Below are 23,531 nucleotides of genomic sequence, written 5' to 3' on the forward strand. Positions count from 1 at the left end.
GTCGGCATCCTCAACCGCATCGATGGCGCGCGCACCGTGGTCGTCCAGGCCAATGTCGCCGCCGGCGAGCAGGTCGCTTCTGTCCAGCAGCAGGTCACCCAGGCTGTCGCCGAAGTGGATCTCGGCAGTGGCATACGCTGGAAGCTCGCCGGCTCGAACGAGGACAGCGCCGAGGCCAGCGCTTTCCTCAGCAAGGCCTTCGGCGCGGCGATCTTCCTGATCTTCCTGGTGCTTCTGATGCAGTTCAATAAGTTCACCAGCGTCTGGCTGGTACTATCCTGCGTAGTCATGGCGACGGTTGGCGTGTTCCTGGGATTGCTGTTGACCGGAGAGGCGTTCGGCATCGTCATGTCAGGCATCGGCGTAATCGCACTGGCCGGCGTGGTGGTGAACAACAACATCGTGCTGATCGACACCTACGACCGGCTGCGCGAAGAGGGCTGGGACAAGATGGACGCGGTGCTGCAGACTTGCCGCGAACGTGCCCGCCCGGTGGTGCTGACGGCGGTGTCGGCGATCCTCGGCGTGCTGCCGATCGCCTTCGGCCTCGGTCTTGAAATCTTCCATCACGAGACGACGATCAACGCGCCGTCGACGCAATGGTGGATTTCACTGTCCTCGGCAATCGTCTTTGGCCTGTCCTTCGCCACCCTGCTGACGCTGGTGGTGACGCCGTCGATGCTGATGGTGTTCACGCGCAGCAAGAACAGCCGCTTCTATGCATTCTTCCGTCGGCTGTTCCGGCGCGGAACGCCAGCCGATGCGACTATGGAGGCCTCCGCCAGGCCCGGCTTGCTCGACGAGCCGGCGATCGACTTCCCGAGGGCCGCCGAATAGGTCGCTCGCTTCACATTTCAGCCCCAGGGTAGAAAAGGCCGCCGGGAACAACCCAGCGGCCTTTTGCATTGTCCTGTCATGGAATGCCTCAAAGCGGGGAGTTTCTCATGACGCTCAGCACCATTCTCGTCATCATTCTGATCCTCATCCTGATCGGCGCGATACCGGCATGGCCTCATTCGCGTTCCTGGGGTTATGGTCCCTCCGGCATCGTCGGCGTCATCCTGATCGTGCTGCTGGTGCTGCTGCTGATGGGCAGGATTTAACCCCGGAGATTGGTGCGCGCGGAACCTGCAGCGCTGCGCGTCCTCCAGGACTAGCAGCGCTGTAGCGTTTGATTTGCTCGCCATGCATCGCAACGTGCGCACCAGCGTGCGCATTCGCCGTGCTGCGGATTTCCTCTACGAGGCGTTGAAGCGCTATTCGGCCGGGGCCGCGTCAGGCGCGAATTCGGCGCGGTGAGCGAGCCCGGCCATCAAGAATACGACGACCAGCAGTCCCGACAAAGCGACGAAGATCGGACCGAAGCTTGAATGCTCGGCGACGAAGCCGATTGCCGACGGCGCCACCAGAATGCCGGAATAGCCCATTGTGGTGACGACGCTCATGCCGGTGCCGGACGACATGCCTTCCTGGTTGCCGCCGGCCGAAAACAGGATCGGCACCATATTGGCGATGCCGAAGCCGCAAAAGGCAAAAGCTGAGATGGCGAGCCAGGGCGAGGGCGCCAGTCCGGCCACCAGCATGCCGGCGGCGGCGACAAGCGCCGAGACGCGCAGTGTCGTCACGGCACCGAAACGGTTACGGACGCCGTCGCCAACGAAGCGCATGACGGCCATGACGCCGGAAAAAGCGGCGTAGGCCAAACCAGCTACGGCGAGGTCGGTGCCGAGTTCCTGTTGCAGGTAAAGCGCTGCCCAGTCGAGCACCGCACCCTCGGAGATCATCGTCATCAGCGCCATCAGCCCGACCAGATAGACCAGCGGATTTCCAGGGAGCGCGAATTTGCGATGCCCGATTACCCCCGAGGATGCTTGGACTGGCTTGTCCTCGGCGATCAGGTAGCGGACTGCCACTGCAATCACGGCGAAAGCGAGCGCCGTCACCACCGTCGCATGGGCGAGATGACCGTAATTCTGGATGGCGAGGCCACCGAGAGCGCCGCCGGCGAAACCGCCAAGGCTCCAGAAGCCGTGCGAGGACGACATGATGGCCCGGGACAAGCGCCGTTCCACCGTGACCGCATTGGCGTTCATGGCGACATCCATGCCGCCGATCGAACCGCCAAAGATGAACATGGCGATGGCCGCTAGCGGCACGTTTGGAGCCAGCGCCACAACCAGCAGGCCGAAGCTGCCGATGAGGCCGAACCAACTCAGCACGGTGCGCGACCCATGCCTGGAGATCAGGTGGCCGCACCAGGTCATCGCTGTGACCGCGCCGGCGCCGAACAGCAGGATCAGCAGGCCAAGCGTGAACTTGCTGATATCCAGCCGGGTCAGCACCACCGGGATCTGCGGCGCCCAGGCGCCGGTCAGAAAGCCATTGGCCAGGAAGATGGCCGCCACCGCCCATCGTCCACGAATGGCGGCCTGCATGCGGTTTAGCGTGTCCATCGTGTAGAATCCGATGCGAAAAATAGTTTCGCGCGGCAAATTAGATCGATTCAATTCCCAGTCAAGCGCTCGTTCTTGAAAAGTGCTTGGGCCAAACAAGGAAATAGGGCCGTCCCGTTCGCGGCGGATTGCCCACGCTGGAGATTAGCGGAGACACCTCTCCTGGGGCAGACTCAGTGATCCCTGGGGCGTCTTGCCTCGAACTCGGCCTTCTTGGCATCGGAGGCGTCGGTCTGGTTGAGCGCCTGCCATTCGGCATAGGGCATGCCGTAGATGATCTCGCGCGACTGGTCCTTGCTGAGGTCGACACCCTCGGCCTCCGCGGCGTCGCGATACCAGTTGGAGAGGCAATTGCGGCAGAAGCCGGCGAGGTTCATCAGGTCGATGTTCTGTACGTCCGTGCGTTCGCGCAGATGCGCGACCAGCCGGCGGAAGGCGGCGGCTTCGAAATCGCGTTTCTGCTCGTCGCTGAGTTCGGTCATGTGTTCTTGGCCTCCTTGGGCCTCCTTAGAGCGGCCCGGTGCGCGAGCCGAATCGTCTGACCTGATGTATATCGGGACGGCGGTTGATCGCGTCAACGATCGGCGCCAGCCGTTCGGCCCAGGCGATCGCATCCTGCCGATCGGCGATCAGGTCCTGGCGGATTTCGATCAGCGCATGGGCGAAGCCGTTGACGATGGCATGCCTGAATATGGTGTCGCCGCGCAGCGCGCCGTCATAGGGCTCGTTGTCGCCGACGATAAGGCTTTTGTCCTTCGCAAGCATGTCGATCAGCGGTCGCGCCACCCGGTCGTCGCGATCCCACAAGATGCCAACATGCCAAGGGCGCACGAACCCCTGCATGAACGGGGTGAAGGAATGCACCGAAAGGATAAAGGGAGCGCTTGCGCAAGCCTGCGCCACCGAGGCGATCATGGCGCCGACCGCATCGTGATAGGGTCGATAGAAGCGGTCGAGCCGCATTTCACGTTCTTTCAAGGTAAGTGGATAATTTCCCGAAATGACGGTGCCGTCATAGAGTTGGCGGATCAGTGTCGGATCGTCTTCGCCGCGATTGGGATCGATCAGAAGTCGCGAAAAATTGGCGAGTACCGCCGGCACGCCGAGCAAAGCGGCCAGTTCGCGCGTCACCGTTTCGACACCGATGTCGTAGGCGATATGGCGGTCGAATTCCGCCGCCGGCAGGCCGAGGCTGCCATACTCTTCCGGCAGGTCGCGACGGGCGTGATCGGCCAGGAGCACGATGCCTCGCTTGCGATCGCCTTCGACGACGTCGAAAGGCGCGAAAACTGTGGATCGGGTCATCGGCGGGAATTGGTCTGTTCGCTGGCTTCGGGGGAGGATGGTATCGTCTTTCCACGAAGGGGACGATTACGCAATGCCGTCGTTTGGCCACGGTTTCTGCGGAAATCTGGCAGAAGGCGACTGACCGTGCGCTAGAGGCCTTTCTAAATCGATTGGAATTGAGCAGAAGGGCGCGTTGACATGCGCCCGGACTTTTCCGAAAAGGGGCGTTGAGAGATGCAAATGTGGTTCTTGAGAGGTTTCAGGATGGGTTCCGCCGGCAGGCCGCGTGTGCGCCATACCTTCGCCATGCCGTTCCTGACCTTCGCTGTGGGCCTCGCCGCGATGGTTGCTGCCTCGCCGGCGCGCGCCGATTTCCGTGTCTGCAACGCCACGCAGAACCTGGTAGGCGTCGGCATCGGCTATCGCGCCAAGGCCGGCTGGATCACCGAAGGCTGGTGGCACATCGAGGGTTCGAGCTGCAAGACGCTGATCGAGGGCCCGCTGTCATCAAGATTTTACTATCTTTATGCAGAAGACGCCGAGCGCGGCGGGCGCTGGGATGGCCCGATCAACATGTGCGTGGCCGAAAAAGAGTTCAAGATCGCCGGCGTTAGCGATTGCGTCGCCCGGGGCTTCCAGCGCGCCGGATTCCAGGAATATGACACGGGCGAGCAGGCAAGCTGGATGGTCCAGCTGACCGATGACCCCGCAACGGGGGGCGTTCCAGCCGCTCCGGGAACAAACAGTCAATGAGACGCAGCCGCAAGGTCAAGATACTCGCCACCATCGGTCCGGCCTCCTCCTCCGAGGACATGCTGAAGAAGCTTTTCGAAGCCGGCGCCGACGTGTTTCGCATCAATATGAGCCACACCGATCATGAATTGATGCGCACACTTGTCGGTCGCATCCGCACCGTCGAGAAAGCGGTCGGCCGGCCGATCGGCATTCTCGCCGACCTGCAGGGACCCAAGCTTCGGGTCGGCAAGTTTGCCAACGGCAAGGAGACGCTGACACTCGGCCAGACCTTCACGCTCGACGACAATCCCGAGCCCGGCAACTCGACCAGGGTCTATCTGCCCCATCCGGAAATCCTGAGATCGGTCGAGGCCGGTCACCGTCTTTTGATCGACGACGGCAAGCTCGAGCTGAAGGCGGTGGAGAGCGACGGACAGGCGATCGTCTGCACCGTCGTCGCCGGCACCAGTATCTCCGACAAGAAGGGCGTCAGCCTGCCCGACACCGACCTGCCGGTCGGCGCGCTGACCGAAAAGGACCGCAGCGATCTCGATGCTGTGCTGGCCACCGGCGTCGACTGGGTGGCGCTGTCGTTCGTGCAGCGGCCGGAGGATTTGGCGGAAGCGCGCAAGATCGCGCGCGGCCGGGCGCTGATCATGGCCAAGATCGAAAAGCCGCAAGCCGTCGCCAGGCTGGCCGAGATCATCGAACTTTCGGACGCACTGATGGTTGCCCGCGGCGATCTCGGCGTCGAAATGCCGCTCGAAGCCGTGCCCGGCATCCAGAAGCAGATCACCCGCGCCGCGCGCCGCGCCGGCAAGCCGGTGGTGATCGCCACGCAGATGCTGGAATCGATGATCACCGCGCCGGTGCCGACCCGCGCCGAGGTGTCGGACGTCTCGATCGCCGTGTTCGAAGGCGCCGACGCCATCATGCTCTCGGCCGAATCCGCGGCCGGCGCCTACCCGGTCGAGGCGGTGGCGATGATGAACCGCATCGCCAGCAAGGTCGAAACCGACCCGACCTATGCCGGCATCATCAATGCGCAGCGCTCGGAGCCGGAAGCGACCGGCGCCGACGCCATTTCGCTTGCCGCCCGCGAAATCGCCGAGACGCTGAAACTGTCGGCGATCATCAGCTATACGGCGTCCGGCACGACCGGCCTGCGCGCCGCGCGCGAGCGGCCACAGGTGCCGATCGTCGCCCTGTCGCCGATCGTCAACACGGCGCGGCGGCTATCGCTTTTGTGGGGCACGCATTGCGTCGTCTCGCCCGACGCCATCGACCTCGACGACATGGTCGACCGCGCCTGCCGCATCGCTTTGGACGAGGGGTTCGGCAAGCCCGGCGACCGGGTCATCATCACCGCCGGCGTGCCGTTGAGAACGCCCGGCTCCACCAACATGCTGCGCATCGCCTATGTCGGATCGGACGTGCAGGCCCGCCGCTAGGCTTGGCCGTCGCTTCGAGTGATTTCGGTTGCTCTAAATTGGCGCGAGTTCGGCTTCCGGGGCTTTGATGTCGGCGCATTTGCCGGCACCGTAGGTGTCGCCGGCAATCCTGATTTCCACGGCCTTCGCCATTGCCTGGAGGTCCACGTCCCTGCCGGCGACCTTTTCGATCGCGCCGACAACGAGATCGGGTGCTATCCAGTCTGGCTTGTGGCCGAGATTGCGGACCCAGACCAGTTCGGCCCCGGCGATATCGCGGACGAGGCCGACCGAATGGATCGTTGCATAGACCACCTTGTCGCGGTCGCCCGAGATGACCACAGTCGGCGCCTTGATATCGCGGTAGTGCGGTGCGGCATCGAGCGTGTAGCGATAAAGCCCGGCGACATCGGTGGCGTTGGCACGAAAGGCGTTCGGCCGAAGCACCAGCGGGATCGCGACCTCGGCGACATAGAAGTCCGGCACCTTGTTGGGGGCAAAGACGCAGGCGGTGGCGGCATTCATCTGCAGCGTTCCCGACGGATAGGTCAGCGTTTCGGAAAAAAGCCGGCCGACGATCGGAATGGTCGTCAAATTGTAGTACCAGGCGGTCGCGCCGCCCGGCCAGGGATGGGTGGCAGGCGCCATGAACACCAGGCCGAGCGTCTTGTCGGGATGCTCGCGGCCGAAGGCGGTGGTCACCGAGCCGCCGAAGGAATGGCCGGCGATGATGGCTTTCCTGATGCCGAGATGGTCCATCAGCGCTGCGATGGTGCTGGCCTGCGCCGATGGGGTCTCGTTGTTGCCGGGGCCGCGCGCCGACCAGCCTGCACCCGGGCGGTCGAAGAACAGCATCTCGGCACGGCCTTCCAGCAAGGGCCTCAACGGCAGCATCTGATCCCTGAGATTGGCACTGGCGCCGTGGATAAAGACAATCGGCGGCAGTTCGGCGTTTTCCCGCGCCGGAACGTGAACGTAGTGGATGCGGGCACCGTTTATATCCGCGAAGTCGCCGCTCGGCGGATTGCGGCGCTCGATCAGCCATGAACCGGCGCGGGTGACACCTGCAAGGGTGAACACAAGCGCCAGGAGGAAGGCGAGCGCGGGGTAGATCGGGTTCATGGAGAGAGGTACGGACCGGAGCGAAATTAGTTCACAGTCTAGCTAAAAAGACTTTCACTTAAGTGGAATTGTCCGCCAACTGGGAATTCAGATCCCTTCGCCGGCAAGTTCTTCCGAAAGCGTGCCGACCTGATCCTGGGCGCTGCGCATCATCGGATAGATGCTGAGCACGCGCTGCCAGGCTTCCAGCGCCGACTGCTTGTGGCCGGTTACCGCCATGATCTGCGCCAGGCCGGACAGCGCGCCGAAATGGCGCGGCTCGAGCTGCAGCGTGCGGTCGATGTCCGCCATTGATTTCCCAAAGTTATTCATCATGAAATGCACGGTGGCGCGCCGGTTCCAGCCTTCGGCATAGGCCGGTTGCAACGTCACCACCTGGTCGAGGAAGTCGAGCGCCACGTCGAACTTCTTGTCTTCGGCCGCCTTTTGCGACCATTGCATCATCAGGTCGATCGAGGCGCTGCCGGATTGCGACCACTCGTGCGAGATGCGCGCCGCGATGCGCTCGGCGGCTTTTTCATTGAGCTCGCGCTTCAGGTCGACAAACAGCTGGTCGAGCCTTTCCTCCCTGGTCGTGGCAACCGGAGGGGTGACCGGGTCTTCCGCTTGAGCCGGAAGCGGGGCGACACCGAAAAGAAAAAGCGCCGCGAAGAATGCAAAATGAATCCGCATGACCGGAATCTAACCCCGGACAGCGGATCGTCAAACTGAATTTAGCGTGAAAGGGCCGGCAGGCCGGTATTAGAGCGCACGCGTCCTTTTGGACGCGTAAAGGCCGTTCCAGCATTTTGAATTCCTGGCATCGTGCTTTCCGAAAATCGATTCCGATTTTTGGATCGATGCGGTACATCATGCAGGCGCGGAGGCAGGCGCCCCCAACGCGAAAAGGCTCAGCCCTGGCGCGCCTTGTAGCGCGGAGCGGTCTTGTTGATGATGTACACGCGGCCCTTGCGGCGAACCAGCTGGTTGTCGCGGTGACGCGCCTTGAGCGCCTTGAGCGAATTCTTGATCTTCATGGTCTTGCCCGTCGGTCTGGGCCCGCTTGGGCCGAATTATTAAGGCGCGCTCGGAAAGCGCGCCTCTCAACTTGTGCGTGGCTCATAAACGAGGAGCCTTGCCCGTGTCAACCAAGCATGTGGCGGAGTTTGAGTTTCTGCCCTATCGACGGCATTGGAGCGGCGCCGTCCAATAGCCTCAACGGTGGCGGCTCATTCGCGTAAAATGGCCCATCTTGCGGCCGGGACGTGCCTCGGCCTTGCCATAGAGATGCAGCATCAGATCGGGCTCCACGAGCAGGGCCGGGACGCGCAGGATATCGTCGCCGATCAGGTTTTCCATGACGCAGTCAAAATGGCGGCCGGGGTTTCCCAACGGCAGGCCGGCGACGGCGCGAATGTGCTGCTCGAACTGCGAGACGAGGCAGGCGGCTTCCGTCCAGTGGCCGGAATTGTGAACACGCGGCGCGATCTCATTGGCCAGCAGCGCGCCGTCGGCAAGGACAAAGAACTCGATGCCGATGACGCCGACATAGTCGAGCGCGGCGAGTATTTCTGCTGCCGCCGCCTGCGCTGCAGCGGCGGTTTCGGACCCTATCCTGGCCGGCAGGGTCGAGCTGTGCAGGATGCCGCTGCGGTGGATGTTTTCTGCCGGATCGTAGGCGGCGAGCGAACCGTCCATGCCGCGCGCCGCGATCACCGAAATCTCGCGTTCGAAGGCGACGAAGGATTCGAGGACCAGCGGCACGTTGCCCATTGCCTCGCAGGTGCCGGCAAAGCCCCCTGTTTCCATATTGCGGAACACGCGCTGGCCCTTGCCGTCATAGCCCATGCGTCGCGTCTTCAATATGCCGCTGCCGTCGAACTTTTTCAGCGCCGCCGTCAATTGGTCGTCATTGTCGACGGGGCAGAAATCAGCGGTGGGAATGCCGATGCCGTTGAGGAATTTCTTCTCCGCCACCCGGTCCTGCGCTACTTCCAGCGCGCGCGCCGGCGGGTAGACGGGCACCGTGACGGCAAGCGCGCTGGCGGCCATGACTGGAACGTTCTCGAACTCGTAGGTGACGACGGCGCTGACTGCAGCCAGTTCGGCGAGCGCGGCCGTGTCGTCATAAGCGGCAGTGATCTGGCGGTTGGCGACCTGTGCCGCCGGACAATCCGGCTGCGGCTCCAGCACGACCGTGCGGTAGCCGAGGCGCGCCGCGGCCATCGCCAGCATGCGGCCGAGCTGGCCGCCACCGATGATGCCGATGGTCGATCCGGCGGCCAGGCTCATGGCGTGTCCGTGGGCTCGGCGGCGACCTTGGCGGTCTGGGCGGCGCGCCAGGCATCGAGCCGGGCGGCGAGCTTTTCGTCGGTCAGCGCCAGCACGGCCGCAGCCAGAAGGGCGGCATTGGTGGCGCCCGCCTTGCCGATGGCCAGCGTGCCGACCGGAATGCCGGCCGGCATCTGCACGATGGAGAGCAGCGAGTCCTGTCCGGAAAGCGCCTTCGATTCCACCGGCACGCCAAAAACCGGGAGCGGCGTCATCGCCGCCGTCATGCCGGGCAGGTGTGCCGCGCCGCCGGCGCCGGCGATGATCACCCGAAAGCCGGCCGCCTTGGCGCCCTTGGCGAAGTCATAGAGCCGGTCGGGGGTGCGATGAGCCGAGACGATCAGCCGCTTGTGCGGGATGCCCAGCGCCTCCAGCGTTTCGGCGGAGTGGCGCATCGTCGCCCAGTCGGACTGGCTGCCCATGATGATGGCGACGTCGGCGCGGTGATCGTCCAAGCTTGTGCTCCCGGCGGCAAAGGCGCGCCTTAGCGGAATTCGGGTTCGACGGCAAGGATGCGCTGCCTCTGCGCAAGCGTTCTGGCGCGAGGCGCCATCATTACCTAATCCGGCCAGCGCAAGGCGCCGGCGCTATCCTTGCGGGCTGCCTTCATCGCATCCGCCGGACGCTCGGCCGCGCTCAACACGGCCCGCAGGCGTTCGGCGACGATTTCCGCCTCGCCGGGATGAAGATTGCATGGATCGAGGAAGAAATGCCCGCGCTCGACTTCGTGGTTGCGCACTATAATGGGAGGCGAACCGGCCGCCAGCGCCGACGCAAGGCCGGCGGCGGTGAACCTGCTCTCAGCCGTAACAAACACCTGCAGGCGGTCGAGCGGATTACCGGTCGGATCGGGAATGACATGCGCGGCGATGCCCGGCAGGCCCTGCAATGCGTCCTTCCACAGATCGAGCGCCGCTTCTTCCCGCTTGCGGATGCCAGCATGATCGCGCCGCTCCCAAGCCTCCAGTGCGGCCATGGTGCCGGCGATGCTTTCCTTGCCGACCTTCATCGCCCGCGCAACGCCACGGACCTGCAGATAGGCGGCGCGCACCAGATCCTTGCGCCCGGTGACGATGCCGCTTGTCGGTCCCGAGAGGAATTTGTGTCCGCTATAGACGACGATGTCGGCGCCGCGCGCGAGAAAGCCGCGCAAATCGTATTCGGAGGCGGCGTCGACGATCACCGGGACGCCTTTGGCGTGGCAGATCTCGCAGAACTCCTCGAGCGAGAGCATGCCGTATTGCACCGTGTGATGGGCAACGACATAGAGGCCTGCTGCGGTGTGGTCGCGGATCGCTTCGCGCACATGATAATCCTGCGTCACGCTGACCGTACCGGCCGGTACGGTGCTTGCCCCGGCGAGCCGGATCGACTGGTCGATCGGCGCGCCGTAATTGACGATATGGCCGAGTTGGACGATCACCTCCGACTTGAGGCCCTCGGTGTCGTCCGGCAGCCGCTCGATCGCCAGAAGGTTGGTGCCGGTCATCGTGCCGGCAATGGCCATGGTGATGCCGCTGGCGCAGCACGCCGTGATGAAGCCGGCCTCGCCGCCGGTGAGGCGCGCGACAACCGTGCTTGCAGCGCGCTGCAGATCGTCCATCTCCACCCACTGCGAGGCGATTTCCGACATGGCGGCGATCGCTTCCGGGACGATGATCGAGGCGCCGAGCGCCGTCATCGTGCCGGAGACATTGATGATCGGGCGAAGGCCGAGCCGTTCGCGGATTGTCGTGTTGGAGCCGTTCGCGGAATAGGTTTTCATCTCTAAAGGTCCCATTGGTAGATTTCAGGCGGCGATCTCGACGACCGCCTCGATTTCCACGGTGATGTTGCCCGGCAGGGAGCCGACACCGATCGCCGAACGGGCGTGCCCGCCGATACTATCAAAGACAGCGGCGAAAAGATCGGAACAGCCATTCACCACCTGCGGATGGTCGCTGAAGGTCGGGATCGCGTTGACGAAGCCAAGCAGCTTGACGACGCGCACGATACGGCCGAGGTCGCCTGCCGCAGCGTGCATGACGGCGAGCAGGTTCAGGCCGGTGAGACGGGCATGCTTATAGGCCTCTTCAACCGTGACGTCCTCGCCGACCTTGCCGGTGCAAAGCGTGCCGTCGGCGCGCAACGGGCCTTGGCCGGAGAGGAAGATCAGCCGTCCGCTTTCGGCATGGGTGACGAAGTTGGCGATCGGCGTCGGCGGCTCGGGCAGTGTCAGGCCCAATTCTGCGAGCCGGATGTAAGGCGTCATGAAAAGGCTCCTTGCGACAGCTTTCGCCGTCCTTCAGAAATGCGAGGCACGAAACCGCGCCAGGAAACTGCGGAGACGCTCATTGTCGATCTCCGCGCCCAGAATCTCGGCGGGCGGGCCTGCGGCGCTGACGCCGCCATCTGCCATGAAGATGATGCGGCTCGAGGCATCGCGGGCAAAGGCCATCTCGTGCGTGACCATCACCATCGTCATGCCGTCCTCGGCCAGGCTGCGCACGACCTCGAGCACCTCGCCGACGAGTTCCGGGTCGAGCGCGGAGGTTATCTCGTCAAGAAGCAGGATTTTTGGCTCCATCGCCACCGCGCGGGCGATGCCGACACGCTGCTGCTGGCCGCCGGAAAGCTCGGCCGGCAGGCTGTCGGCCTTGTGGGCAAGGCCGACCCGGCCGAGCCAGTGCTCGGCAATGGCGCGGGCCTCGGTACTGCTCTTGCCGCGCACCTTGCGCAGGCCAAGCATGATGTTGCCGGCCGCCGTCAGATGCGGAAACAGATTGAAACTCTGGAACACCATCCCGGTTTCGGCCCGCATCTTCGCCAGGTCACGCTCGCTGCGGCGCTGGCGTGTTCCCGTGTCGCGGAAGCCGACCTCCTTGCCGTCGATGCGGATGGAGCCGCTGTCGTAGCTCTCCAGGAAGTTGACGCAGCGCAGCAGCGTGGTCTTGCCGCTGCCGGAAGGCCCGATGACAGTCACCACCTCGCCGCGCGTCACCTGCAGGCTGACGGAGCGCAGGACCGCGACGGATCCAAAGGATTTGGAAACCTCGGAGACATCGAGAAGCGCCGGATTGGCGGGCGGGGCGATGGGCATCTTGCTATTCCCGGATGAAGGAGAAACGCCGCTCCAACCGTCGGCTGGCCAGGGAGAGCGCGTAATTGACGGCGAAATAGATGACCGCGCCGAGGATGTAGAGCGGCATCGCTTCGTAGGTGCGGCCGATGACCTGGTTGATGGCGTGCATCAGGTCGGTGATGCCGAGCAGCGAGACCAGCGCGCTGCCCTTCACCGCATCGGTGACGCCATTGATCCATGGCGGCAGGAAACGCCTGAACGCCTGCGGGAAGATGACGTAGGCCAGTCGCTGGCGAAAGGTCAGCCCGATCGCCATCGCCGCTTCGGACTGCCCCTTCGGTATGGAACCGACCGCACCGCGCAGATACTCGATGACCTGCGCCGTCTTGAACAGGGTGAGCGCCAGCACGGCTGCCCAGAAGGATTCCAGATGGAGGCCGACGGCAGGCAGGCCGTAATAGACGAAGAAGATGAGCACCAGGATCGGAATGCCGCGAATGGTATCGCTGAAAATGCGCACTGCCCAGCGCAGCGGAGCCGGGCCATAGACAACGCCGACGCCCATCATCACGCCAGCGACCAGCGACAACACCACGACCAGCAGCGAGACCCATAGCGTCACGGCAAAACCCTGGGCCAGGAAGGGCAAGGCATAGGCGATCTGGCCAAGCATCCTAGTGCGCTGCCCTGAACCGGCGCTCGACAAGCCGAAGTGCAAAAAGAAGCGCGTAGCCCGTCAAGAGATACATCGCCGTCACCACAAGGTAGACCTCGACGATGCGGAAGGTGTTGAAGTTGATCCACTGGGCGCCGTAGGTGAGCTCGGGCACCGAAATGACCGAAGCAACGGACGTGTCCTTGAACAGCGACAGGAACGTGTTTGAAAGCGCGGGCAGCGTTATGCGCAGCATCGTCGGCAGGCGCACATGAACCAGCCTTTGCCATGGCGTCAGGCCGATCGCCTTGCCGGCGTCGAGCTGTCCGCGCGGAACCGCTTCGAGCCCCGAGCGGAACACCTCGACCAGATAAGCGCCGCTATAGAGCGACAGCGTGGCAATGAACGAGGTCTGCGCGCTGTAGGCGATGTCGACCACCGTCGGCAGGCCGTAGAAGACGAGATAGACGAGCAGGATCAGCGGCACGTTGCGGATGAACTCGACATAGGCGGCGATGACGGTCCGCACCGCACGCCCGGCCGACACGTACCAGACCGCCAGAAGCAGTCCGATGAGGATGCCGATCGCGATGGAGATCACGGCCAGCTCGAGGCTGAGCAGCAGCCCGCCCCAAAGCTTGTCGAAATGCCGCCAGATCAGGTTGAAGTTCAGGGTATAGCCCATGTGTCCCTGTCATTATCGAGGGCTGTCGACGATAAGCCGCGGAAGGGCGCAAGCCCTTCCACTTGCTTGCATCAGATGACCGGGAAGCCGGGATGGCGCGCCGGCGGCTCCTGTCCAAAATAGTCCTTGAATGCAGCGTCGTAGAGCGCCGTCTCATGGCCGAACATGGCGGTGGTGAAGGTCGTGTTGACGAAGGTCAGCCAGTCGAGGTCGCCTTGCCGAAGTGCGGCGCCGTAAAGCATCGAGAACCAGCTCTTGCCGGCATCGAAGTATTTGTCCGGATTACGCGAGGCGAGCCAGCGAACCGTCGACAGATCGACGGCGGCGGCGTCGACGCGTTTCGATTCCAGTGCCTGCAGCACGTTGGCCTGCGTGTCTATCTGCATCACCTGCGACTCCGGCAGGACGATGTGCACATTTGCCTCGGCATCGACATTCTGCAGAATGGAAACCCGCGTCGCCGAACCGCCGGCAAGCAGCTTGTCGAAGGTCTTGTTTTCGGCGTTCGGAAGGGTCAGCAAGGCGATGCCTTCGACGTAATAGGGCCGGGAGAAGTGGATCAGCTGCGAGCGCTGGGCGGTCATGGTCATGAACTGGATCGAAATGTCGACCTTGTTGGTGGTCACGTTCGGAATGCGCTGGGCCGGATCCTGCATGACGAACTCGACCTTGGTCGTATCGTCGAAAAGTCCCTTGGCAAGAATGCGCCCCATGGTGATGTCCATGCCGACCAGTTCGCCGGCATCGTTTTCAAAGTGCCAGGGCGCGTTGGTGCTGCCGGTGCCGACGATCACCTTGCCGCGATCGAGAACGGTGCGCAGCAGGCTGTCCGGTGCCGCCTGCGCCGCCGCCTTCTGAACATCGACTGTTGTCGCTGCGCCCACCACTCCGGCCGTTGCAAGCCCGGCCAGTTTCAGAAAATCACGTCTTTTGGATGTGTCGTTCACGGCGACCTCCTTTTCGTGTTGTGTTCCCCTTTGCCGATACATGCATCGGTAATCTGCTGGATTGTCTCTTACAAAAGACACATGTATCCTGTACGAGACAGATACTAACACCAGGAATCAGCAATGCAAGATGGCAATGGCTTGGCAGTTCGGCCGGACGCTGGTCCGGACGAAGACAGGATTGCGGGCTCCCGCGAGAAGGGTCTCAACCGCGTGCTCCATATCCTGGAGTTTCTTCATGCGAACCAGCGAGCGATCGGGATTGGCGATCTCGCCAAGGGAGTGAATGCGCCGCGCTCGACGATCTACACGCTTGTGCGCTCGCTCGTGGATGCGGGCCTGCTGGAAATGGCCGGCGACGGCAATCGCGTCTATTTCGGGAAGAAGCTTTATCTCTACGGAATGGACTATGTGCGCGGCAACGACCTGCTCAGGAGAGGGCGTCAGGAAGTCGACGATCTTTCGCGCGAGACAGGCGAGACCTCCGAATTGTGCATGCTGCAAAGCGGCCGCTACACGATTGTCCATTCAAGCCCGGGCACCAGGCCGTTCCGGATCAGTTCGGCCACGGGTCTGCAGATACCGCTTCCCTGGACCGCTTCCGGGCGGTTGCTTCTCGCCGGTTTCGAACGGGCTGTGATCGAAGACATGGTGTCCGAAGACGATCTCGTCCTGCCGGATGGCCGCAGATTGCTGCTGTACGACTTCATAGAAGATATCGCTACGGCCGGGGCTGCCGGCTACTGTGTGACTTCCGGTCTTGTCGACGCCTATACAAAGTGCCTTGCCGCGCCGGTCTTTTCAGCTGCCGGCAAGGTCGAGGCGACGATATGCCTGGTGGTTCCCATCGACACTTCCGAGGAAAAGACCGGCGATCTCATCGCCCTGCTGCGCGAACGCGCCGCGAGGCTTTCGATCACGGGATGAGCAGGATTTGTCGCGACCGTAAGTGGGATTCGCTCACGCGATGATGTCGGGGATGATCCGGTCTTCCAGCGCCATCAGCCGGTCTTTCAGGAAGAGCTTTTTCTTCTTCATGCGCTGGATCTGCAGAGGGTCGCAGCCCATGGCGATCATCGCGTTGATCGCCGCGTCGAAATCGGCGTGTTCTTGCTTTAGCCGAGAATATTCGAGGCGGATATCGGCCTGTTCCTGTTCGGACATTATTTACCGTCTGCACGTCTGCGGCGCCCAAAAATGGGCCTGATTGGGCGAGGCCGGAGGTATCTTGCACCGGCGCGCAGCCAATACCACATTTCGTATTGTCGTGGAATGCTACCACGCAGCATTCGACATCGGTGCCCGATAGTGGCACACTGTCATTATGCCGTCACAGAAGCGAAATTGCGGTGGGACGCGCCTTGACGGCTGCAATCGAGGAAACCATGAAAGGGAGAACCAATCATGTCTCTTGCATCCCATCTTGATGAGCTGCAGCGGAAACACGGCGACATCGAACGCGAAATCGATGATGCGATGAACCATCCATCGGTCGACGACCTCGAAATCGTGAATCTCAAGCGGCGCAAGCTGGCGCTCAAGGACGAGATTGAGAAATTGAAGGCGAAGCCGAAACCCACCACGCACTGACGCTCATCTACGGCGCTGCGCGTCCTTTGGACGCGCAAAGGGCGCTGTCGTGCTTCTGATTTCGGCGCATGGTCCTTTCCGAAAATCCTTTCGGTTTCGGGTTCATGCAGGGAACAGTGCGCGCTTTGCCCGACCATCTTCTCCGGTGGCAACCAATGCCGCCGGAGCGTTTCCCTGTTTGTCCGGCGGTTCGATTTGACAGGTTTGCCTGCCTATCGCCATTGACAAGCCATCTTTGCTCCTCCACCTCATGCCGGGACCTTCTATAGCGCCGCGCCTCCTTTCGGACGCGCAATGGACGCTGTATTTTGATTTTTGCGCAGATTGTTTCCGGAAACCGATTCCGGAATTCGGCGCTAACAAAGGGCAGCCGGCCATGACCGGATATTTTTCTTCACCCTTCTCGCGCCGCACGTCTGTCGGTGTCGACGTCGGCGGCGTGATGGTCGGCGGGGGCGCCCCTGTCGTCGTTCAGTCGATGACCAACACCGACACCGCCGATGTCGACCAGACAGTCGCTCAAGTTGCCGCGCTGCATCGCGCCGGCTCCGAGATCGTGCGCATCACCGTCGACCGCGACGAGAGTGCCGCCGCCGTGCCCGCCATCCGCGAGCGGCTCGAACGGCTCGGCATAAATGTGCCGCTGGTCGGCGATTTTCATTATATCGGCCACAAGCTGCTCGCCGACCACCCGGCTTGCGCCGAGGCGCTGGCCAAATACCGCATCAATCCCGGCAATGTCGGCTTCAAGGACAAGAAGGACCGGCAGTTCGCGGCGATCGTCGAGATGGCGATCCGGTACGACAAGCCGGTGCGAATCGGCGTCAACTGGGGGTCGCTCGACCAAGAGCTTTTGACCAGGCTGATGGACGACAACCAGCGCCAGGGCTTTCCGCTGACCGCGCAGGAGGTAACGCGCGAGGCGATCGTGCAGTCGGCGATTCTGTCGGCCGAAATGGCCGAGGAGATCGGCCTTGGCCGCGAGAAGATCATCCTGTCGGCCAAGGTCAGCGGCGTGCAGGATCTGATCGCGGTCTACACCGAGCTTGCCACCCGCTCCAACCACGCGCTGCATCTCGGCCTCACAGAGGCCGGCATGGGTTCGAAAGGCATCGTCGCCTCATCCGCGGCGATGGGCATTCTTCTCCAGCAAGGCATTGGCGACACGATCCGCATCTCGCTGACGCCGGAGCCGAACGGCGACCGCACCCGCGAGGTGCAAGTGTCGCAGGAACTCCTGCAGACCATGGGGTTTCGGCAGTTCGTACCGATCGTCGCCGCCTGCCCCGGTTGCGGCCGCACCACCTCTACCGTGTTCCAGGAACTCGCGCAGGATATCCAGGCGGATCTGCGCAAGAACATGCCGGTGTGGCGTGAAAAATACCCCGGCGTCGAAAACCTCAAAGTCGCGGTGATGGGCTGCATCGTCAACGGTCCGGGTGAATCCAAGCATGCCGATATCGGCATTTCGCTGCCCGGCACCGGCGAGACGCCGACGGCGCCGGTATTCGTCGACGGCAGGAAGGCGGCGACGCTGCGCGGCCCTTCGATCGCCGCCGACTTCGAGAAAATGGTCGCCGACTATATCGAGCAGCGGTTTGGGCAACCTGGCAAGGCTGCGGCGGAGTAGGTCGATGCGGCGCTTCCCTTGGGCGACGCCGATTTTGCTTGGTGTTTTACTTGGTGGGCTGGGCTGGGCGACAGCCGTCCACGCCGATCCGCCGCGCCCTGCCAAGCAGCGGCTGCTCGACCGGGTTTGCAACCTGATCGAGGCGCATGCCGATCAAAACGGCCTGCCCAAGGATTTCTTTGCCCGGCTGATCTGGAAGGAAAGCCGCTTCGACCCCAATGCGGTCAGTCCGGTCGGCGCCGAAGGCATTGCCCAGTTCATGCCGGGCACCGCCAAGATACGCGGCCTCGCCAATTCCTTCGATATCGAGCAGGCCATTCCGGCCTCGGCAAAATATCTCGCCGAGATGAAAACCGGCTTTGGCAATCTGGGCCTGGCCGCCGCCGCCTACAATGCCGGCGAAAGCCGGGTGTCGCGCTGGCTGAGTTCCGGCGGCTTCCTGCCGATGGAGACCGAAAACTACGTCCTGGACATCATGGGCGAGCCGGCCGACAGGTTCACCGACACCGCCTATGCCGGCAGCATCCAGCCGCTCGACAAGAAAGCGAGCTTCGCGGTCGCCTGCCGAAAACTGCCGGTCATCAAGTCCCAAACCGTGGCCATGGCGTCGATCAACATCAAGCCGTGGGGCGTGCAGGTGGCCGGCAATTTCCGCCGCGCCGCGGCGCTCAATCAATGGACTGGTGTGAAGCGCCGGTTTCCGGCCTTGCTTAAGGGCCATGATCCGGTGGTAAGCCGGGTGCGCTCGCCGATCGGCAGGCGCGGGATCTATGCTGTCCGCATCGGCGCCGACTCCAAAGCCAAGGCCGACAACATCTGCCGGAAACTGCAAAGCGTCGGCGGTGCATGCATTGTGGTGCGGAATCGGTGATGGGTGCCGACTGATTTTCCCGACAAACCATCGAAGCTGCGCTTTTATTCCACGAATTCTGCTGGTCCACGGCTTCAGCTATAGGCTTACCACGACCGACCGTCTCTACAACGATCCGGCCTCGTCCAGTTCTATGATATGGGAGAACGAAGGCGGCGTGGACTTCGAACGATTTCCGCCACAATCCCGCTACCGGTGTCGTCACTTACTCCACCCGTTACGAAATGCCCGGTAGCGGACGCGTGCTCAGCGCCGAATCGAAAATCGCCGTGCCGACAAAGGAAAGCCTTGCGCCGATGCTGGACCAGACCGGGCTGGTCGTCGAAGAATGGCTCGGCAACTGGCGTGGCGAGCCATACGTTCCAACATCGCCAGAAATCATTCCGATCGGCCGGCTGCGCCAGCCCGGACGTTGCTTCGCCTTGAGCGTTTTCCCATTCCTTGACGTGACCGATTGAGCGTACGGATAAGCCAAAGACACCACCGCCCAATTGCGGCGCTGCGCTGACGACGTGCCCACCGATGCACGTCGTGAGCATCTCGCAGGTTTACGTGTTCTGCACCCATGGCACCTCCTCTCCAGCATTTTGCATGCTGAAGAGGAAAACATATTATGGTTCGCATCTGCCGATAATCGGTGATAGTTTCCGTTCATCTGTGACGAATTGGAATAGATATCATCGACCGGCAAGAGACGATGGGTGTGTTCCTGGCAGTTGTCGAGGAAGGCGACTTCTCGGCAGCGGCACGCCGGCTGCGGATGACACCTTCGGCCGTCAGCAAAATCATCGGTCGGCTTGAGTCCCGCCTTGGCGTGCGCTTGCTGCAGCGCTCGACGCGGCGCATCAGCTTGACGGCGGAAGGCAGCACCTATGCCGAGAGCGCTCGCCGCATCCTGAACGACATCAAAGAGGCTGAAATCGCGGTTCAACCCGGAGCAGAACCGCGCGGCCGGCTGCGCGTCAGTCTTCCGAGCGCCTTCGGCCATCGCTTGATCGTGCCGATGTTGCCGGCCTTCATCGATCGCTACCCGGCCGTCGAGCTCGAGCTGATGTTCACAGATGCGATTGTCGACCTGTTGGCTGAGGCGACGGACGTCGCCGTGCGCGTTGCCGCACACAGCGATTCCAGGCTGGTGGTGCGGCGGCTGGCGCCCAATCGCCGTGTCATTTGCGCATCACCTCGATATCTCGAAAGACATGGCATGCCGACAACGCCAGACGACCTTCAAGGTCATATCTGTCTTGGCGTCACAGCGCGCGGCGGTCTCAATATCTGGGAGTTCGATGGCCCGGACGGTCTGCAAAGCATGCGTATCCGCAGCCCGATAGAGGCCAACAGCACCGAAGCGCTACGCCGGCTGGCGCTCGCCGGTATAGGCATCATCCGCATGTCCGAGATCTTGGTCGGGCCGGATATCGAGGCAGGCAGACTGACCGCGCTGCTCACCGGATACAATCATCCTAACGGAGCGCCAATCTGCGCTGTCTATCCGCCTGGCCGAATTCTGTCGCCGCGCGTGCGCGTGTTCGTGGATTTCCTGGCCGAACAGTTCGCCAACCCTCCTTGGCTGCACGGCGCGCCATAGGGCGGGAGTACAGCTTGGAACAGCGTCAGCTGTTGCGGGCCGCCACGAATTCCGCTGCTTGCTTCAGAAGCACGGCGTCTTCGCCATAGGGACAAAGCAAGGCGTGGGCCTGGTCGACGAGGCCTTGAAGCTGGTCCCGCGCCCAGTTGGCGCCGTGCAGCGCCACCAGCGTCGCCTTGCCGGCGGCTGCGTCCTTGCCGGTCGCCTTGCCCATCTGGCGCGCATCCGCCGTCAGATCGAGCAGGTCGTCGGCAAGCTGAAAGGCAAGCCCGATCGCCGAGCCGAATTCCGCCAGTCTTTCACGGTCGGCCGCCGGCGCGCCGGCAACAATTGCGCCCGCTTCGCAGGCGAAGCGGATCAACGCGCCGGTCTTCATCGCCTGAAGCCGGATGATGCCGGCTTCCTCCGGCCGGTTACGCTCGGCTTCGAGATCGAGCATCTGGCCGCCGACCATGCCGCCGGCTCCGGCGGCGCGGGCCAGCGCCAGCACCAGCGCCGCCCGCCGTTCGGCCGGCAGCATTGTCGCTTCGTCGGCAATGATGTCGAAGGCGAGCGCTAGCAAGGCGTCGCCGGCGAGGATGGCGGTCGCCTCGTCGAAGGCCTTGTGAACGGTCGGCTGGCCTCGGCGCAGATCGTCGTCGTCCATGGCCGGCAGATCGTCATGGATCAGCGAATAGCAATGCACGCATTCGAGCGCCGCCGCCACGCGCAGCGCCGCCTCGCCGTCGGCGGAAAACAGCGCGGCGCTTTCCATGACCAGGAAAGGGCGCAGGCGCTTGCCGCCATTCAGCACGCCGTGGCGCATCGCCTCCATCAGACGCTGCGGCCGCGCGATCTCGCCTGAAAGCGGGCGGTCGTCGAGCAACCGCCTGAGCAGCGCCTCGATCGGCCCTGTGCGTGCGAGAAGCGCTGCCTCGAACGGTATTTGATCGTCTTTCGCCATGCCGGGGACGGGTAGCCGACACTCAGACGTTGCGCAAGAAGCCAAGCGCCATTATGCCGGGGGCAGGGAGCAGCATGGATTGAGCGGCTTGGCGGAACCGATCGTCGATCACGAAACCGAAGGGCTGGACATGGTGAGGCCGAAACGCGGCAATCGCATCGGTCTCAAACGCTGGCCTCGGCACTGGGTCCGGCGCGGTATCACCATCGCCGTGGTGCTGGCGCTGATGCCGCTGGTGTTGACCTTTCTGTACCTGCCGCCGTTCGTGCATCCGGTATCGACACTGATGCTGAAGGATCTGGCGACGTTTTCCGGCTATGACCGGCGCTGGGTCTCGATCGACGATGTGGCGCCGGCGTTGGCGCATTCGGTCATCATGTCGGAGGACGGGCAGTTCTGTTTCCATCGCGGCATCGACCTTGGCGAGTTGAGGGGCGTCGTCGACGACGCGCTGGCCGGTGAGATGACGCGCGGCGCCTCGACCATCACCATGCAGAGCGTCAAGAACCTCTATCTGTGGTCGCGGCCGTTGGGCTCGGTCCGGAAAGTCGTCGAGCTGCCGCTGGCTGTCTATGTCGACATGGTGATGTCGAAACGGCGCATCATGGAAATCTATCTCAATATCGCCGAATGGGGGCCGGGCATCTATGGCATCGAGGCCGCCGCCCAGCATCATTTCGGGGTTTCGGCAAAACGATTGTCGCGTCGCCAGGCGGCGCTGCTTGCCGTCACCCTGCCGAACCCGATCGCCCGCAACCCGGCGAAGCCCGGGCCGGGGCTGAGACGGCTGGCCTCGCTGATCGAGCGGCGCGCCGGTCGGTCCGGCGCCTATGTCGGCTGTCTGCGATAGCTTAAAAAAATTCGCGACGGCGCTGGCCAAAACGGCGCAGGGCGTGTATAGGCACCCGACTTTCTCAGATTCCGGCCCTGACGCGGCCCTTTCACGAGGGCAGCCGGGGCATTTTGACCATGTAGTGGAGCATATCCATGGCCGTACCGAAACGAAAAACCTCCCCGTCGAAGCGCGGCATGCGCCGCTCGGCCGATGCGCTGAAGGCCCCGACCTATGTCGAGGACAAGAATTCCGGCGAGATGCGCCGCCCGCACCATATCGACCTGAAGACCGGCATGTATCGCGGTCGCCAGGTTCTGGAGCCGAAGGAAAGCTGACAACGCTTTCGACGGTTTGGGACTATCGAAGGACCGGCCATCGCGCCGGTCTTTCTGCGTTTTGCGCAGATGATCGCCCCTCGAATTGTTGTCAAATATGCCAGCAGCCGTACCGGATGCAGCCGTACCGGCTGGTACTGTTATTTCGCACGGTCTTTGTCCGTGTTCGCGGTCGCATGCGAAAATTCTTGACGGCGAACGCCGAGCGCATACTAGAGAAGGCTGTCCAACCGGAGCCTTCTGATGTTCGGTGCCATCCCGCTGCTGATCGTACCCTTCGTCCTCTATAATCTTGGGCTTCTGGGAATATTCGGCGGCGGCGACGATCCTTGGGCAATCCAAATGTTCTCGATCCGCATGATGTCGGGCGGAGTGTTCTCGATGACGCTCGGCGATCTGATCGTGCTGATCGGGCTGCTTCTCTTCTTCGTCGAAATCTTGAAATCGACGCGCACGACGAGCGCCTCGATCATGGACCACCTGTTGTCGACCTTCGTCTTCGTGGCGTTCCTGGTCGAGTTCCTGCTGGTGAAGGGCGCGGCGCACTCGGTTTTCTTCATTTTGATGGTCATCGCACTGGTCGATGTCCTGGCCGGCTTCTCAGTATCGATGCGAGCAGCCAGCCGCGACATAACCATGAGCTAATGCATGTCGCGCAAAGCATGCCTCGGGCTTGAACGAGGGTGCGCAGCGGTTTTGCTGTAACGACATGCATAAAAGGCGGTGAAGCAGCCGCCTCGTCGTCAGCACCTGCCGACGGCAGGACAGGCCCGCCCGACACGCCGGACCGCTATTTTTTCTTGGCGCGTGTCGGCTTCTTCACCGGAGCAGCCGGCGCATTGGCGAGGTCTTCCGCTTCCTTGGCAAGGCGGAGCGCCCTCAGCTTGTTGGTCTTTATCTGGCGGGCATCGCTCTCGGCGACATATTCCGCCATCGCCTTCTGACGAACCGTGGCTGCCTCTTCCTGCTTCTTGAAACGCAAATCGGCCCGCGCGCGGGCAGTATCCTTAGAGTTCTCAACCAAGGGCTTTTCCAATCCCGTAAATTATAGCTT

Annotated in this window: 30 protein-coding genes; 13 read left to right on the top strand and 17 right to left on the bottom strand. The window is 62.7% G+C overall.

Going from position 1 to position 23,531, the window contains the following annotated elements; translation table 11 throughout:
* Nucleotides 1–837: efflux RND transporter permease subunit (locus tag AC0L28_RS19280; RefSeq protein ID WP_473479601.1), on the top strand; the 837-nt coding region annotated here is incomplete at its 5' end.
* Between the two features lie 107 nt (nt 838–944).
* The gene (locus AC0L28_RS19285; protein WP_473479604.1) at nt 945–1,103 is read left to right on the top strand and encodes a DUF3309 family protein; all 159 of its coding nucleotides are present in this window, start codon (nt 945–947) and stop codon (nt 1,101–1,103) included.
* A 153-nt stretch (nt 1,104–1,256) separates the two neighbouring features.
* Here AC0L28_RS19285 and AC0L28_RS19290 read toward each other — a convergent pair whose 3' ends face one another.
* The 3 genes from AC0L28_RS19290 to AC0L28_RS19300 all read right to left on the bottom strand — a co-directional run bounded on the left by AC0L28_RS19290 (nt 1,257) and on the right by AC0L28_RS19300 (nt 3,758).
* Nucleotides 1,257–2,453 (bottom strand): MFS transporter, encoded by a 1,197-nt coding sequence (locus AC0L28_RS19290; RefSeq protein ID WP_287230001.1) that lies wholly within the window; start codon nt 2,451–2,453, stop codon nt 1,257–1,259.
* A 173-nt stretch (nt 2,454–2,626) separates the two neighbouring features.
* On the bottom strand, nt 2,627–2,935 hold the full coding sequence (locus AC0L28_RS19295; protein WP_202365622.1) for a DUF1244 domain-containing protein: 309 nt from the start codon (nt 2,933–2,935) through the stop codon (nt 2,627–2,629).
* 25 nt (nt 2,936–2,960) lie between these two features.
* A complete protein-coding gene (locus tag AC0L28_RS19300) occupies nt 2,961–3,758 on the bottom strand; it encodes an N-formylglutamate amidohydrolase (RefSeq protein WP_473479608.1) in 798 nt (265 codons plus the stop codon).
* 246 nt (nt 3,759–4,004) lie between these two features.
* Between AC0L28_RS19300 and AC0L28_RS19305 the strand changes: the two genes are divergently transcribed.
* Together AC0L28_RS19305 and pyk are read left to right on the top strand one after the other, a co-directional pair.
* The gene (locus AC0L28_RS19305) at nt 4,005–4,493 is read left to right on the top strand and encodes a DUF1036 domain-containing protein (protein WP_473479875.1); all 489 of its coding nucleotides are present in this window, start codon (nt 4,005–4,007) and stop codon (nt 4,491–4,493) included.
* A complete protein-coding gene (gene pyk, locus AC0L28_RS19310) occupies nt 4,490–5,926 on the top strand; it encodes a pyruvate kinase (protein ID WP_023797023.1) in 1,437 nt (478 codons plus the stop codon). The genes AC0L28_RS19305 and pyk overlap by 4 nt, the downstream gene beginning before the upstream one ends.
* Before the next feature lie 33 nt (nt 5,927–5,959).
* On the opposite strand, the gene AC0L28_RS19315 is transcribed toward pyk, so the two are convergent.
* The 11 genes from AC0L28_RS19315 to AC0L28_RS19365 form a co-directional block, all read right to left on the bottom strand.
* The gene (locus AC0L28_RS19315) at nt 5,960–7,027 is read right to left on the bottom strand and encodes an alpha/beta fold hydrolase (RefSeq protein WP_023797024.1); all 1,068 of its coding nucleotides are present in this window, start codon (nt 7,025–7,027) and stop codon (nt 5,960–5,962) included.
* An 87-nt stretch (nt 7,028–7,114) separates the two neighbouring features.
* Nucleotides 7,115–7,699: a tetratricopeptide repeat protein gene (locus AC0L28_RS19320; RefSeq protein WP_023797025.1), complete on the bottom strand. Its 585-nt coding sequence runs from the start codon at nt 7,697–7,699 to the stop codon at nt 7,115–7,117.
* 218 nt (nt 7,700–7,917) lie between these two features.
* Nucleotides 7,918–8,043, bottom strand: coding sequence for a type B 50S ribosomal protein L36 (gene ykgO, locus AC0L28_RS19325; protein ID WP_006327841.1), 126 nt, complete (start codon nt 8,041–8,043; stop codon nt 7,918–7,920).
* A 178-nt stretch (nt 8,044–8,221) separates the two neighbouring features.
* Nucleotides 8,222–9,298 carry a 5-(carboxyamino)imidazole ribonucleotide synthase gene (locus AC0L28_RS19330; protein ID WP_287341906.1) on the bottom strand — a complete coding sequence of 359 codons (1,077 nt, stop codon included), beginning with the start codon at nt 9,296–9,298 and terminating at the stop codon, nt 8,222–8,224.
* A complete protein-coding gene (gene purE / locus AC0L28_RS19335; RefSeq protein ID WP_023797027.1) occupies nt 9,295–9,792 on the bottom strand; it encodes a 5-(carboxyamino)imidazole ribonucleotide mutase in 498 nt (165 codons plus the stop codon). The genes AC0L28_RS19330 and purE overlap by 4 nt, the downstream gene beginning before the upstream one ends.
* Nucleotides 9,793–9,896: 104 nt before the next feature.
* Nucleotides 9,897–11,102 (bottom strand): aminotransferase class V-fold PLP-dependent enzyme, encoded by a 1,206-nt coding sequence (locus AC0L28_RS19340; RefSeq protein ID WP_287341907.1) that lies wholly within the window; start codon nt 11,100–11,102, stop codon nt 9,897–9,899.
* A gap of 24 nt (nt 11,103–11,126) precedes the next feature.
* Nucleotides 11,127–11,588, bottom strand: a complete 462-nt coding sequence (locus AC0L28_RS19345; RefSeq protein WP_128245992.1) for a RidA family protein — start codon at nt 11,586–11,588, stop codon at nt 11,127–11,129.
* A 33-nt stretch (nt 11,589–11,621) separates the two neighbouring features.
* Nucleotides 11,622–12,416 (bottom strand): amino acid ABC transporter ATP-binding protein, encoded by a 795-nt coding sequence (locus AC0L28_RS19350; protein WP_287341908.1) that lies wholly within the window; start codon nt 12,414–12,416, stop codon nt 11,622–11,624.
* A gap of 4 nt (nt 12,417–12,420) precedes the next feature.
* Nucleotides 12,421–13,071: an amino acid ABC transporter permease gene (locus tag AC0L28_RS19355; protein ID WP_473479614.1), complete on the bottom strand. Its 651-nt coding sequence runs from the start codon at nt 13,069–13,071 to the stop codon at nt 12,421–12,423.
* Nucleotide 13,072: 1 nt separating this feature from the next.
* Nucleotides 13,073–13,738, bottom strand: coding sequence for an amino acid ABC transporter permease (locus AC0L28_RS19360; protein WP_023797032.1), 666 nt, complete (start codon nt 13,736–13,738; stop codon nt 13,073–13,075).
* A gap of 71 nt (nt 13,739–13,809) precedes the next feature.
* Nucleotides 13,810–14,685, bottom strand: coding sequence for a transporter substrate-binding domain-containing protein (locus tag AC0L28_RS19365; RefSeq protein ID WP_091593538.1), 876 nt, complete (start codon nt 14,683–14,685; stop codon nt 13,810–13,812).
* A 123-nt stretch (nt 14,686–14,808) separates the two neighbouring features.
* On the opposite strand from AC0L28_RS19365, the gene AC0L28_RS19370 reads away from it, so the two are divergent.
* Entirely contained in the window at nt 14,809–15,612 is an 804-nt protein-coding gene (locus AC0L28_RS19370; RefSeq protein ID WP_023797034.1) for an IclR family transcriptional regulator, read from the top strand.
* Nucleotides 15,613–15,645: 33 nt separating this feature from the next.
* Here the strand turns inward: AC0L28_RS19370 and AC0L28_RS19375 are convergent, their stop codons facing one another.
* Nucleotides 15,646–15,849, bottom strand: coding sequence for a YdcH family protein (locus AC0L28_RS19375; protein ID WP_023797035.1), 204 nt, complete (start codon nt 15,847–15,849; stop codon nt 15,646–15,648).
* Nucleotides 15,850–16,089: 240 nt separating this feature from the next.
* On the opposite strand from AC0L28_RS19375, the gene AC0L28_RS19380 reads away from it, so the two are divergent.
* The 5 genes from AC0L28_RS19380 (at nt 16,090) to AC0L28_RS19400 (ending at nt 20,364) form a co-directional block, all read left to right on the top strand.
* On the top strand, nt 16,090–16,275 hold the full coding sequence (locus AC0L28_RS19380) for a YdcH family protein (RefSeq protein ID WP_023797036.1): 186 nt from the start codon (nt 16,090–16,092) through the stop codon (nt 16,273–16,275).
* A 376-nt stretch (nt 16,276–16,651) separates the two neighbouring features.
* On the top strand, nt 16,652–17,905 hold the full coding sequence (ispG, locus tag AC0L28_RS19385) for a flavodoxin-dependent (E)-4-hydroxy-3-methylbut-2-enyl-diphosphate synthase (RefSeq protein ID WP_027152966.1): 1,254 nt from the start codon (nt 16,652–16,654) through the stop codon (nt 17,903–17,905).
* Nucleotides 17,906–17,909: 4 nt separating this feature from the next.
* Nucleotides 17,910–18,776 (top strand): lytic transglycosylase domain-containing protein, encoded by an 867-nt coding sequence (locus AC0L28_RS19390; RefSeq protein WP_128170589.1) that lies wholly within the window; start codon nt 17,910–17,912, stop codon nt 18,774–18,776.
* A gap of 296 nt (nt 18,777–19,072) precedes the next feature.
* Nucleotides 19,073–19,234, top strand: a complete 162-nt coding sequence (locus AC0L28_RS19395; RefSeq protein WP_473479622.1) for a hypothetical protein — start codon at nt 19,073–19,075, stop codon at nt 19,232–19,234.
* 239 nt (nt 19,235–19,473) lie between these two features.
* The gene (locus AC0L28_RS19400) at nt 19,474–20,364 is read left to right on the top strand and encodes a LysR family transcriptional regulator (protein ID WP_473479625.1); all 891 of its coding nucleotides are present in this window, start codon (nt 19,474–19,476) and stop codon (nt 20,362–20,364) included.
* A 25-nt stretch (nt 20,365–20,389) separates the two neighbouring features.
* On the opposite strand, the gene AC0L28_RS19405 is transcribed toward AC0L28_RS19400, so the two are convergent.
* Nucleotides 20,390–21,307, bottom strand: coding sequence for a polyprenyl synthetase family protein (locus AC0L28_RS19405; protein WP_128170591.1), 918 nt, complete (start codon nt 21,305–21,307; stop codon nt 20,390–20,392).
* Nucleotides 21,308–21,386: 79 nt separating this feature from the next.
* Between AC0L28_RS19405 and AC0L28_RS19410 the strand changes: the two genes are divergently transcribed.
* The 3 genes from AC0L28_RS19410 to AC0L28_RS19420 all read left to right on the top strand — a co-directional run bounded on the left by AC0L28_RS19410 (nt 21,387) and on the right by AC0L28_RS19420 (nt 23,122).
* Entirely contained in the window at nt 21,387–22,157 is a 771-nt protein-coding gene (locus tag AC0L28_RS19410) for a biosynthetic peptidoglycan transglycosylase (RefSeq protein WP_031254079.1), read from the top strand.
* Between the two features lie 137 nt (nt 22,158–22,294).
* Nucleotides 22,295–22,477 (top strand): 50S ribosomal protein L32, encoded by a 183-nt coding sequence (rpmF, locus tag AC0L28_RS19415; RefSeq protein WP_006203806.1) that lies wholly within the window; start codon nt 22,295–22,297, stop codon nt 22,475–22,477.
* Nucleotides 22,478–22,720: 243 nt separating this feature from the next.
* Nucleotides 22,721–23,122: a hypothetical protein gene (locus AC0L28_RS19420; protein ID WP_091593310.1), complete on the top strand. Its 402-nt coding sequence runs from the start codon at nt 22,721–22,723 to the stop codon at nt 23,120–23,122.
* Between the two features lie 145 nt (nt 23,123–23,267).
* Here AC0L28_RS19420 and AC0L28_RS19425 read toward each other — a convergent pair whose 3' ends face one another.
* Nucleotides 23,268–23,501, bottom strand: coding sequence for a hypothetical protein (locus AC0L28_RS19425; protein WP_023797044.1), 234 nt, complete (start codon nt 23,499–23,501; stop codon nt 23,268–23,270).
* Nucleotides 23,502–23,531 lie beyond the last annotated feature (30 nt).

Source organism: Mesorhizobium sp. WSM4847, from assembly GCF_055811335.1.